Source organism: Corallococcus aberystwythensis (assembly GCF_003612165.1).
GTDB classification, from domain to species: domain Bacteria; phylum Myxococcota; class Myxococcia; order Myxococcales; family Myxococcaceae; genus Corallococcus; species Corallococcus aberystwythensis.
On sequence record NZ_RAWK01000298.1, the window covers coordinates 1 to 11,699 of the forward strand.

10 protein-coding genes and 1 pseudogene are annotated in these 11,699 nt (G+C 71.5%); 5 read left to right on the forward strand and 6 right to left on the reverse strand.

The window, feature by feature from the left end; translation table 11 throughout:
• A pseudogene (locus D7W81_RS34810) lies at positions 1-844 on the forward strand (hypothetical protein); the annotation flags it as partial.
• Between the two features lie 10 nt (positions 845-854).
• Here the strand turns inward: D7W81_RS34810 and D7W81_RS34815 are convergent.
• The 3 genes from D7W81_RS34815 to D7W81_RS34825 all read right to left on the reverse strand — a co-directional run bounded on the left by D7W81_RS34815 (position 855) and on the right by D7W81_RS34825 (position 5,157).
• Positions 855-1,661 carry a hypothetical protein gene (locus tag D7W81_RS34815; RefSeq protein WP_120559693.1) on the reverse strand — a complete coding sequence of 269 codons (807 nt, stop codon included), beginning with the start codon at positions 1,659-1,661 and terminating at the stop codon, positions 855-857.
• 209 nt (positions 1,662-1,870) lie between these two features.
• The gene (locus D7W81_RS43840) at positions 1,871-2,923 is read right to left on the reverse strand and encodes a hypothetical protein (protein ID WP_244227646.1); all 1,053 of its coding nucleotides are present in this window, start codon (positions 2,921-2,923) and stop codon (positions 1,871-1,873) included.
• Positions 2,920-5,157, reverse strand: a complete 2,238-nt coding sequence (locus tag D7W81_RS34825; protein ID WP_120559694.1) for a glycosyltransferase family 4 protein — start codon at positions 5,155-5,157, stop codon at positions 2,920-2,922. Before D7W81_RS34825 ends, D7W81_RS43840 begins: the two co-directional genes overlap by 4 nt.
• Positions 5,158-5,186: 29 nt before the next feature.
• On the opposite strand from D7W81_RS34825, the gene D7W81_RS34830 reads away from it, so the two are divergent.
• Both D7W81_RS34830 and D7W81_RS34835 read left to right on the forward strand, forming a co-directional pair.
• Positions 5,187-6,299, forward strand: coding sequence for a glycosyltransferase family 4 protein (locus tag D7W81_RS34830; protein WP_120559695.1), 1,113 nt, complete (start codon positions 5,187-5,189; stop codon positions 6,297-6,299).
• A gap of 47 nt (positions 6,300-6,346) precedes the next feature.
• A complete protein-coding gene (locus D7W81_RS34835) occupies positions 6,347-6,904 on the forward strand; it encodes a hypothetical protein (protein WP_147445729.1) in 558 nt (185 codons plus the stop codon).
• On the opposite strand, the gene ybiA is transcribed toward D7W81_RS34835, so the two are convergent.
• A complete protein-coding gene (ybiA, locus tag D7W81_RS34840) occupies positions 6,894-7,406 on the reverse strand; it encodes a riboflavin biosynthesis intermediates N-glycosidase (protein WP_120559697.1) in 513 nt (170 codons plus the stop codon). The two genes, D7W81_RS34835 and ybiA, sit on opposite strands and share 11 nt — an antisense overlap.
• A gap of 94 nt (positions 7,407-7,500) precedes the next feature.
• On the opposite strand from ybiA, the gene D7W81_RS34845 reads away from it, so the two are divergent.
• Complete coding sequence (locus tag D7W81_RS34845; RefSeq protein ID WP_244227648.1) at positions 7,501-8,235, forward strand: hypothetical protein; 735 nt, start codon at positions 7,501-7,503, stop codon at positions 8,233-8,235.
• 19 nt (positions 8,236-8,254) lie between these two features.
• Here the strand turns inward: D7W81_RS34845 and D7W81_RS34850 are convergent, their stop codons facing one another.
• Together D7W81_RS34850 and gmd are read right to left on the reverse strand one after the other, a co-directional pair.
• Complete coding sequence (locus tag D7W81_RS34850) at positions 8,255-9,178, reverse strand: GDP-mannose 4,6-dehydratase (protein WP_120559699.1); 924 nt, start codon at positions 9,176-9,178, stop codon at positions 8,255-8,257.
• 1 nt (position 9,179) lies between these two features.
• The gene (gene gmd / locus D7W81_RS34855; RefSeq protein ID WP_120559700.1) at positions 9,180-10,151 is read right to left on the reverse strand and encodes a GDP-mannose 4,6-dehydratase; all 972 of its coding nucleotides are present in this window, start codon (positions 10,149-10,151) and stop codon (positions 9,180-9,182) included.
• 139 nt (positions 10,152-10,290) lie between these two features.
• On the opposite strand from gmd, the gene D7W81_RS34860 reads away from it, so the two are divergent.
• Positions 10,291-11,550 carry a myxosortase-dependent phytase-like phosphatase gene (locus D7W81_RS34860; protein WP_120559701.1) on the forward strand — a complete coding sequence of 420 codons (1,260 nt, stop codon included), beginning with the start codon at positions 10,291-10,293 and terminating at the stop codon, positions 11,548-11,550.
• The last annotated feature ends 149 nt before the right edge of the window (positions 11,551-11,699 follow it).

The following is an 11,699-nucleotide window of genomic DNA, read 5'->3' on the forward strand; positions in this document are numbered from 1 at the left end:
GGGGCTGGGCTTCGCGGTGCTGTCCATGGGCACGGTGCTCAACATCGGCCTGGAGGACCGGCTGTCCCCGGTGGTGCTGCTCATGGTCATCGCACTGGCCGTGGCGCTGGTGCCCGCGTGGCGGGAGCGGGTGTGGCGCCGGGACGTGCTGCTGCTGTTGGCGCTGGCGGTGTGGCTGTCGCTGTCGGAGCCGCTGACGGCGTTCGGCGTGCCGCTCAAGGTCCAGATTCCGATGCCCTACGTGGTGTTCAAGCACGTGGTGCCGCTGTTCTCGCGCGGGGGCATGCCGGTGCGCTTCGTGCTGCTCACGTTCCTGTCGCTGTCGGTGCTGGTGGCGTTCGCGGCGGCGCACGCGGGGGCGTGGGCGTCCCGGCGTGATGCGCGGCTGGGTGTGGCGGTGGCGCTCGCGGTGGCGCTGATTCCGAACGTGGAGTACCGGGGCCTCCAGATGGTGGTGCCCGCCATTCCCAGGCTGCCGCCGGTGTTCGACGAGATTCGCGACGCGCCCATGCCCGCGGCGGTGCTGACGGACAACGTGCAGGGGCAGTGGGAGCAGATCTTCCACGGCAAGCCGGTGTCCTTCGCCCGGCTGTCCCGGCTGCCGGTGCGGGAGTCGGCGCTGGTGAACTCGCGGCTGATCCGCGCGGCGGAAGGGATGCGCAGCGCGTTCGGCACCGTCACGCCGGAGGAGCGCGAGGAGATGCGGCGCTACCTGAAGGAGCACCACTTCAAGTGGTACGTGACGCACTTCTTCCACCCCGTCCGCCACCAGTTCATCACGGACGAACTGGGGGGCGAGATGGTGCATCAGGACGGCTACGTCACCGTGTACCGCTTCCCCTGAGCGGGAGCGGTCATTCGCATTCGGCGTGCTCGATGTTCGTGCGCTCCATCTCGCTCGCGGACACGGCGCTGTCGGTCACGGTCACAGTCACGCTCTCGTCCGCGGACACCATGGAGCCACACTCAGCGAAGGCGCTGGCGCCGCAGTGGCGGGTGAGGACCACCTTGCCCTTTTTCTTCGACGTCTCGAGTTGGGTTCCCGTGCAGCGGTAGGCGATGGGCCCTGATGAGTCGTTTCCGCTGACGTCCAGGTCGCCCTCGGCGCTCGCCGTGTCGAGGACCTCGCCATCCTTGCCGAAGAGGACGAAGTGGAACCGGGTCCGGGAGACGGTGTTGCCGTTTCCCTCTTCATCAGGGGACTCCGTCTCCTCCTGGGTGAACACGCGCAGGGCCGCGTCCGGGGGAACCTTGAGGCCTTCGTCCCGGGCCAGCAGCGGGGACTCCGGCGCCTTGGGACAAGCGAGCTTCTTCGCGGGGAGCTTCACCTCGCGGGAGTACGTCCCCGGGGCGAGCAGCTTGAGGTGTTCGAGGACGGGGGCCGCGTCTTCGGCAGGGCAGGTGCCCAGGAGCCAGACCCAGAAGCCGGGCTTGAGCCCCGGGACGGTCTTGCTCTGGACGAGCCTGGGGTGACCCTCTGGAAGGGTGAGGCCCGTCTGCTCCAGCAGCTTCTCGAGCTTGCCCCAGTCGTACTCCTGGCCTTCGGCTTCGGCCTTGTCCTTGGAGCCCTTCCAGATGAGCGCGACGGGCTTGTCCCCCGCTTCAGCGCGGAAGGCCCCGGTGAGAGCCAGCAGGCCCAGGACGAAGATGCATGAACGCATGGCGGTTCCCCTTGCAGTGCGCGGCCGCACCGACCGCGACGCTAGGCCCCGGACGACCACGCTGTACACCACCTGTCCGACACGGCACCCACCGGGCTGCTTGTCGGAACGGCAGCGGGGGGCTCCCCGGCGCCGGTCCGCCCAACTGGTCCGACTGTCGGACCAGTTCGCGTCGTGCGCTGCCGGCGGGGGGAGTCCTGTCCGCGGGCTCAGGGCTTCTTCGGTCCGCCGCGCTTGGGGCGGGAGCCACGTGACGCGGGGGGACGAGGCGTCCCTTCCGGCCGAGGCGTCTGCTCGCGGGGGGGCTTCGCGGGCCGTGCATTCTTGGGGCGGGAGGGCTTCGCCGGACGACGGCGTTCGTCCGTCGTCGCCGGTCGGGATGACCCGCTAAGGTCGATGCGCGGAGACAACGGCGGACGGCCCCGTTCCGCGGACGCAGGCTCCACGGGACGCTGTTGCCCGGAGGCGGATGGCGGCTTCGGCGGACGGCGCTGCTCCTCACTCCGCGGGTTCGCCGGACGCGCGGCGGCAACTGCCGATGGAGGCTTGGGCGGGCGGCCGTAGTCGATAGCTGGCGGCGGCTTTGGCGGGCGGCCCTGCTCGTTACGCGGCGGCTTCGGCGGACGGCCCTGCGCTCCACGAGGAGGCTTCGGCGGACGGCCCTGCTCCGCGTGTGGCGGCTTCGGCGGACGGCCCTGCTCGTCACGCGGCGGCTTCGGCGGGCGACCGTAGTCGATGGCCGGAAGGGGCCTCGTCCTGGGCGGAGGGCTTTCGGGCTCCTCGTCGGACGGCGCTCGGGGCGCGGGCCGGCTGTAGGCGACGGGCGGGGGCGGCTTCGGCGGCCGGGGGGCTTCCGCCGGCGGTGCCTTCGCGGCCTGGGCCCTCAGCGTGTCCACCTCCCGGCGCAGCCGGAGGACCTCCGCGGAGAGCTGGGCGTAGGAGTCGCGCACCAGCCCGTTGAACACGCGCTGCCGGCCCAGGGTCTCGTTGATCAACACCTGGCACGTCTTGCGGAAGGCCCACTTGGCCACGAGCACCGCCTGCCCCATGCCGGCGCGGTGCGTGTGAAGCGGCAGGGCCCGCGTCGTGTCCGCGTTCTCCTCCAGCGCGTGCATGTTGAACGACAGCGGATCCACGCGCGGCTCCACGCCGTCCTCCGGCACCTCCGCCGGCTCCGACGTGGGCAGCCCGCGCACGCGCAGCCGCTCTTCAATGCGGGCCACCAGGGCCCCCGTGGGAATGTCCCGTCCGAGCAGCTTCATCGGTGTGTCTCCTCCACGATGCGTGCCATCTCTTCCCGGTACGCCGCGACCACCTGGGGCCACGTGTGCCGCTGCGCGTAGACGCGGGCCCGCTGGCCCATGGCGTCCCGGGCCTCGCCCACCTCGCGCAGCCCTTCGATGAACGACGCCAGCCCCCGGTACACCCGGCCCGCGCCGCTGCGCTCCACCTGTCCCACCAGCACCTCCGAGTGCCCGTTCACCAGCACCGGCGTCCCCTGCGCGAACGCCTCCAGCGTCAGCAGCGACAGGCTCTCGAACTTCGACGGCACCACCACCGCCAGCGCTCCGGCCAGCGCGTCGTGTTTGTCCTGTTCGGAGATGCGCCCCACGTGCCGCACGCCCTCGCCGCTCACGTCCATGTGCGCTTCGCCCGCGAGCACCAGCTCCGGCGCGTCCTGGTAGCTCGCCCGCAGCTTGCGGTGGAACGTCAGCAGGTCCGGCACGCCCTTGCCCGGCTCCAGCCGGCCCACGTAGAGCAGGTAGCGGCCGTGCACGCCGTACTTCGCCCGGAAGCGGTCGGGCACCGCCGGCAGCGCGTCCACGCCCACGCCCACCACGCGCGCCCGCGCATGGTTCGGATGGAAGCGCCCGAGCATGGCGACCTCCTCCGGCGTGTTGCACATGAGCACCCGGGGCCGGTTGAACACGTCCCCGTAGACGCCGAAGCGGATGGGCGGCTCGTCATGCGCGGTGGGCACCAGCATCGCGCGGTCCGACACCAGCGGCAGGCCCCACGCCGTGGGCGCGTAGAGGTACGTGAAGAACAGGTAGCCGTCGTACGCGTCCTGCGTGGTGGCCAGGTGCTCCAGGAGCCCGGGGCTCAGCGGGCCCTGCTCGGCCACCCACTGCTCCTCGAGCAGCCGTTCGTTGCCGTGGCCGAACACCTGCCGCGACATGCTGTTGAACGCGTGGATGTTGCGCGTGCGAGTCACCGGGAAGCGCAGCACCTTCGCGCGGCCTATCCGGTCCTCGCCTGCCGGGAAGGTGTTCTCCCACGTCAGGTGGTTCTTCGCGCAGGTCGTCACCACCGTGACGTCCCAGTGCGGCGCCAGGTGCTCCGCCACCTGCGCGGCGTGGCTCTCCGCGCCGCCCGTCACCTCGCCGTAGCGCTGCACCACCAGCGCCACGCGCGGCCGCTTCGCCGGGGACTTGCGAGGACGGGGCGGCGGCGCCACCACGCCCTCCAGCGCTCGCGTCAGCGACACCTGCGCGGCGGAAGGGGAGAAGTGCTGGAGCCTGCGCGCCTGGCCGTCGAGCACCGACTGGCGCAGGTCGCGGTCCTCGGTCAGGTCCACCGCCAGCTCCGCGAGGAACGCGTAGCGCTTCTGGTCGAACGCGATGCCCGCGCCGCCCAGCGTCTCCGGCACCGCGGCCGCCGCGTACGCGAGCACCGGCACCTCGGCGGCCATGGCCTCGATGATGGGCACGCTGAAGCCCTCGTGCTCGCTCATGGACACGAACACGGACGCGGAGCGGTACACCGCCACCAGCTCCGGATGCGACAGGCGCCCCAGGAAGTGCACCCCGCGCAGGTCCTTCATCTCGCGCTGGAGCAGCTTGAAGTAGCGGCTGCCCGGCTCGTAGCCGCCGACAATCAGCAGGCGCGCCTGGGGCCGGATGCGCAAGAGCTCCCGGTGCAGCGCGAGCAGGTCCTCGAAGCGCTTGTGCGGCATCACCCGGCTCACCGACACCAGGGTGGGGCCGGGCCCGGACAGCTCCGCGAGCTTGTTCGCGTCCGCGACGGAGGGGGCGAAGCGCTCCTTCTCGATGAAGAGCTGCACCGTGTGCACGTTGCGGTGACCCGCGACGCGCAGCTCCGCGCCGTTGAAGTCCGAGTCCCCGATGGACACGTCCAGGAAGGGCGCCATCGCGGCCACCTGCGCGCGCCCCGCGACGAGCGCGTGCTCCAGCGGCGTGTCCCGGTAGAAGCGCGCGGGGCTGATGTTGTGGAACACCACGCCCCGCTTGCAGTCCATGTGCATCAGCCGCCCGCTCAGCGGCGACGCGATGCCGTGGTGGTACAGCACCAGGTCGTCCGGCTTCGGCTTCAGCGCGAAGACGTGGCGGGCCAGGCCCTGAAGCCCTCCGGCGACCTCTTCCGCGTAGATGTCTCCCACGTGCCCCATGCGGCGCAGCAGGAGTTGCAGGTGCAGCGCGGCCTGACCGGAGGCGTCGCCGGGGCCGAAGCTTGGGATCAACTGATGGACCGCCATGGGGGGCGGTATGTACCACACGGCATGGTATGAGGCGGCCCGTGTCGACCCCCGGACCCATCGCCTTCGACGCCACCCTGTGGGACGAGCCCACCACCGGCATCGGCCTGTACACCCGCTGCCTCGCGGAGGCGCTCCAGGCCCAGGGCGTCGTCCTGGACCGGATGGGCGCGAGCAGGTCCGGTGAACACCCTCGCGGCGTCCAGAAGCGGACGGCCTGGACGCTGGCCACGCTGCCCGGGCTGCTCAAGGCCACGCCGCCGCCCGTCTACCACGCGCTCAGCAACTTCAACCTGCCGCTGCGGCGCACGCCGGGCACCGCCTACGTGCTCACCGTGCATGACCTGGTGCCGCTGGACCTGCCGGACACCGTCTCCACGCCGTTCCGGTGGCAGTTCCGGCTGTGGCTCGCTCGCAGCCTGATGCTCGCGGACCGGCTGGTGTGCGTCAGCGAGCGCACGCGCCAGGATTTGATCCGCCGCTACCCCCAGGTGGAGCCGCGCACCGTGGTGGTGCACAACGGCGTGGACCACGTGAACGCGCCCACGCTGGACGCGGCCGACAAGGACTTCCTCGCCGCGCTGGGCCTGCCGAAGGACTACGTGCTGTACGCGGGCTCGCTCGACGTGCGCAAGAACGTGGACCTGGTGCTGGACGCGCAGGAGCGGCTGCACGCGCTCGGCCGTCCCTTCACGCTCGTGCTCGCGGGGCAGAGCTGGTTCGGCTCCGGCACGGTGGAGACGCGCATCGCGCGGCTGCGCTCGGAAGGGCTGGACGTGCGGGCCCTGGGCTACCAGACCCCCGCCATCTTCTACGCGCTGATGCGCCGCGCGGCGCTGTTCGTCTTCCCCTCGCGCTACGAGGGCTTCGGCCTGCCGCCCCTGGAGGCCATGCGCCTGGGCACGCCCACCGTGGTGTCCACGGCGGGCTCGCTGCCGGAGGTGTGCGGTGCCGCCGCGCCCGCGGTGGATCCAGACGACGCGGAAGGGCTGGCGGCGGTCATCGACCGGCTCCTGCGTTCGCCGGAGGAGCGCCGCGCGCTGTCGGAAGCAGGCCCGCGTCAGGCCGCGAAGTTCACCTGGGCCCGCGCCGCGGAAGGCACGCGGGCCGCTTACGATGCGGCGCTGCGCCACCACCGGTAGGCGAAGGCGTCACGGTCAACCGGCCCGCGAGGGCCCCCTGGAGGAACATGCGACTGCTCGTGTGGAGTGGAATCGTCTGCGGAATGCTGCTCGGGTGCGCGGGGTCGAACGCGGCGCGCAAGGACGAGGCCCAGGAGCCGGCCCCGGCCGCGCAGCAGGAGGCGCCGCCCACCCCCGTGACGCCCCCGGAGAAGCAGGCGGAGTCGCCCGCGGCGGATGCGGAGAATCAGGAGCCGGCCATCGTCATGCCCCTGGAGGTCACGGAGACGCCCGCGCCCCGCGACCCGCTCTTCATCGAATCGCAGAGCGTGAAGGGCAACGTGCTGACGCTCCACGTGCGCCACGGCGGCGGCTGCAAGGAGCACCGCTACGGCCTCGCGTGGGACGGGCGCTTCACCAAGACGGCGGCGGGCGAGCCGCGCGCGGAGCTCACGCTGCTGCACGACGCGAACAACGACCGCTGCAAGGCCCTGGTCTACAAGGACCTGGCGTTCGACCTGTCCACGCTCCAGCAGGAGTGGAGCGAGAAGGGCAACGGCGACCACGCCACGCTCCACCTGGACTTCAACGGCGTGCCGGAGCAGTCCGCCCGCTTCAAGTTCTGACCGGTGCCTGTCCCTGCGCGAGGAGGTCCTCGCGCAGGCGCGTCAGCACCTTGCCCAGCAGGTTCAGCCCCCGCCACGTGGACGGGTCCTGGATGCGCGGGTCCTCCGCGGAGAGCCCCACGCCCCAGACGCGGTCCAGGGGGCTGGCCTCCACCAGCTCCGTGCCCCGGGTGGCGAGCAGCGCCTCCAACAGGTGCCGGTGCTGGGTGAACTTCGCGTGGTTGCCCTCGTAGACGATGCGCTCCCGCTCGCGCTCCCAGAGGGCCGCGTCGAACGGGGTCACCTTGCGGCCCAGCGCCTTGTGCTGCTTGGGCATGGCGGCGCGCAATATCTGCCCCAGCACGTGCGTGTCGCCGAACAGGCGCGCCTTGCCCGCCATCATGTACTGCTCCGCGCAGGTGTAGCGCACGCCCTCCACCACGAACACGGACGGGTGCCACTGCGAGAAGAAGGAGTCATCCTTCCAGAAGAACGTGAACCGCGCTGACGTCGTCGTGCCCATCCCAGGCCTCCTCGAAAACTTCGTGTAGTTATGACACGAACGTGCGGCGATGGAGGAACCTGACGCGGCCCCCTACAATGGCCGCCCGCTCCCCATGCGACTTCAAGACGCCCAGAAGCTGTTGGACCGTTGTTTCTCCGGCACGCGGGAGGGTGCGCCCCGCCTCCATGAGCCCTCGGACCCGCGCTTCGCGGAGCGGGGAGGGGCGGTGTGGCTGGAGTACCGCTGGTACGTGCGCGAGCGCGGCATGGCGGAGGTCTTCCTCAAGTGGGACCGGGTGCCGCCCGGCGGTGAGAAGACGGTGGAGGCCACGGTGCTGCGCACGCACCTGCTGGGCCAGTCCCCCATGCTGTCCCAGCGCGCGCTGCGCACGGTGGAGGGGGGCACGCCCGCGCCGGAGCGGGTGCTGGACGTGCTCAAGAACGACGGCATCCGCCGCGAGTGCGTGGCGAAGGGGCGCACCACCGTGACGGTGGAGCACTGGGAGCGCCGGCGTCCCGCGGCGCTCCTGGACGCGGCGCGCTTCGAGGAACTGGCCGCGCCCCTGGAGGCGGAGGACTCCACGCCGGAGGCCCGTCACGAAGCCGTGCAGCGGCTGGCGGACGCGGAGCGCAGCCCCCGCGTGCAGGACGTGCTCCTGCGGCTCGTCGCGCGCAAGCGGTCCCTGATGGCCCTGCGCATCCTGTCGGAGTGGGGGGAGGTGAAGGCCCGCGAGTACCTCCAGCGGGACCTGGCCGCCGTGACGCCGGGCAACGCGGCGGACCTGTGGGCCCTCACCGCGTTGGACCGGCGCCTGGAGGCGTGGCAGTCCCTGGCGCGCCCCATGTGAGGCGCGGCCAGGGGGTGTGTCAGTGCGCGCCCACGCGGGGGCCCAGCACGTCGCGCAGCGCGTCCGCGACGGTGAGCTTGGGGGCCCAGCCCAGCGCGCGCAGCTTGCCCGTATCGGCCACGAGGCTGGGGATGTCCGAGGGGCGCAGCCGCGCGGGGTCCAGCTCGATGCGCGCCTGCACCCCGGACAGCTGGATCATCTCCTCCAGCACGCCCCGGATGGTGCGGGCCTCGCCGCTGCCCACGTTGTAGGCCTGTCCCGCTTCGCCCTTGAGGAGCATCAGCCGGTACGCGTCCACCACGTCCTTCACGTGGGAGAAGTCCCGGATGGCGTCCAGGTTGCCCGTGCGCAGCACGGGGTCCACCGTGCCCAGCCCGATGGCGCGGATCTGCGCCGCGAACGAGGGCACCACGAAGGTCGGGTCCTGCCCCGCGCCCAGGTGGTTGAAGGGCCGGGCGAGGATGACCTCCATGCCGTAGCTGCGGAAGAACTGCTCGCCCGCCAGCTCCCCCGAGGACTTCGACGCGGCGTAGGGGCTCAGCGGCACGTGCGGGTGGCCTTCCGCCGCGAGGGTGCCTTCCGCGACGGGGCCGTACACCTCACCCGAGCTCACCAGCAGCACGCGCGCCTTGGGGGCGCTCTCGCGCAGCGCGGTGAGCAGGTGCACCACGCCCATGGTGTTCACCGCGAAGACGCGCGCGGGGTTCTGGTGGCTCTTGGCCACCGAGCTGAAGCCGGCCAGGTGCAGCACGGCTTCCGGCTTCACCTCGGAGACCGCCGCCTTGACCTTCGCCTCGTCGGCGATGTCGAAGTGCAGCGCGGTGCTGCTGATGCCCTCGCCGCGGGGCCCGTGCACCTCCACCACCTCGTCGCCGGCCGCCCGAAGGGCAGCGCAGGCATGCCGGCCGACGAATCCATCCGCTCCCGTGACGAGGACGCGCATCTTACCGCTGTCCTGCCTTCACGCGCTCCAGGTCGGCGTCGACCATCATCTCCACGAGCTGCTTGAAGCGCACCGTGGGCTCCCAGCCGAGCTTCTCCCGGGCTTTGTCGTACTTGCCGATGAGCAGGTCCACCTCCGCGGGGCGCACGAACGCGGGGTCGATCTTCACGTGCTTCTGGTAGTCCAGGCCCACGCGCGCGAAGGCGATCTCCACCAGCTCCCGCACGGTGTGCGTCTCGTTGGTGGCGACGACGAAGTCCTCCGGCGTCTCCTGCTGGAGCATGCGCCACATGGCGTCCACGTAGTCGCCCGCGAAGCCCCAGTCGCGCTTGGCGTCCAGGTTGCCCATGGGCAGCGTGTCCTGGAGGCCCATCTTGATGCGCGCCACGTTGTACGTGACCTTGCGCGTGACGAACTCCAGGCCGCGGCGGGGCGACTCGTGGTTGAAGAGGATGCCGCTCACCGCGAAGAGCTTGAAGGACTCGCGGTAGTTCACGGTGATGTGGTGGCCGTACGCCTTCGCGACACCGTAGGGGCTGCGCGGGTAGAAGGGCGTGTCCTCCGACTGCGGCACCTCCAGCACCTTGCCGAACATCTCGCTGGAGGACGCCTGGTAGAAGCGCACCTGCGGGCGGGTGTGGCGGATGGCCTCCAGCATCTTCGTCACGCCCAGCGCGGTGAACTCACCGGTGAGCACCGGCTGGTTCCAGCTGGTGGGCACGAAGGACTGCGCCGCCAGGTTGTAGACCTCGTCCGGCTGGGTGAGGTTCAGCAGGGCCGCCAGCGAGAACTGGTCCAGCAGGTCGCCCTGGTGCAGCTGCACCTTCCCCTGGAGGTGAGCAATGCGCTCGAATTTCTCCTCGGAGGAGCGGCGCACCATGCCGTGCACCTCGTAGCCCTTCGTGAGCAGCAGCTCCGCAAGGTAGCTGCCGTCCTGCCCCGTGATGCCCGTAATGAGTGCGCGCTTGGCCATGGCCCTTGTCTGTTCGCTGGAAGACGCTAACCGTTGTACCCGAGGCTTTCGCCGTCTGCCAACAGTCCCAGGGTTCCAGGGAACTTGAACGTGAACGTGCCTATGCCTAGGTAGGGAGCGACCTGCCCAGGAGCCGCCCATGCGCAACCTCTCCCTCTCAACGTTGACGGCCGTGCTCGTGAGCACGGCGGCGGGGGCTCAGACGGCTCCTGTCCAGGCGCCCTACACCGTGCAGACCCAGCCCGGGGCCCGCTCCGGGGGCGGCACCGTGAACGACGTGGCCCTGTGGGTGAACCCCGCCAACCGGGCTGACAGCCGGCTCATCACGGCGGACCAGAACAACGGCCTCTTCACCTATGCCCTGGACGGCGGGGAGGTGCAGGCCCTCACGGAGGGCACGGCGGCGAGCGTGGACGTGCTGGGGGGCTTCCCCCTGGCGGGCGGCGCCTCCGCGGCGCTGGTGCTCAGCGCCAACCCCACGCTGTCCGGGCTCGTGCCCTACGTGATGGATGCCACGGCGGACGGCGGCGGGCTCACCCGCCTGTCGCCCACGGCGGCCCCGCTGGACGTAGGTGTGACCTACGGAACGGTGCGGATGGCCCGTGGGGCGGATGGGACCATCCAGGCCTTTGGCGGACTGGCGGCTGGCGGCATCCGGCAGTTCCTGCTGACTCCCACGGACGGTGGCGTGACGGCGACCCCGCTGAGGGACATCCCGGCCGGCGCCGTGCTGGGGCTGGCGGTGGACCCGGCCTACCGCGCGCTCTACGTGGCGCAGCAGGGGCAGGGGCTCTACCGCTACGGCGCGGACGCTGACGCGGGGACCCTGGGCACGCAGGTGGTGGGCCTGGGGGATGGCGGCCTGTCGTCCGTGGGACGCATCGCGCTGTACGAGGCCTCCGGCGTGGACGGCTACCTCGTGGCGTCGGATCCGAACGCGAACACCTTCGTTGTCTTCGACCGGCGCACGCTGGGCCGGGTGGGGTCGTTCCAGCTGGTGCAGGACGCCGGTACCGACGGGGTGGAGCAGTCGCGTGGGCTGGTGGCGTTCTCGGGCGCGCTGGGCTCGGCCTTCCCGGAAGGGCTCTTCGTCGCGCACGACGGCGTCAGCAGCAGCACGCTGGGCGACAACCTGAAGCTCACCTCGTGGGGCAACGTGGCCCGGGCGTTCTCGCCGCCGCTGACCATCGCGCAGCAGCCGTCGGACGGTGGGACGGACGGCGGCACGGGCCAGGACGGCGGCAACGTCGTCGTCAGGCCGGGCCCCGACAATCCGATTGGCGGTGGCGGCGGAGAGGACGAGGACAGCGGCTGCGGGTGCACCAGCACGTCCGTGCCCGCCGTCGCGACGCTGGGCCTGCTGGCGATGGCGCTCCTGGGCCGCCGACGCCGGAACTGACGGCGCGAAGCGGGTTGAAAGCGACAGGGGGGCGGGATGAAGTGCGCGCCCCATGCGCTCCTTCCGCTCCACCGCCCTGGCGCTCGCGCTGCTCGCCTCCGCCTGCAAGGGCGGAGGCGAGCAGCGCGAGCGCCAGGGCGGTGGAGCGG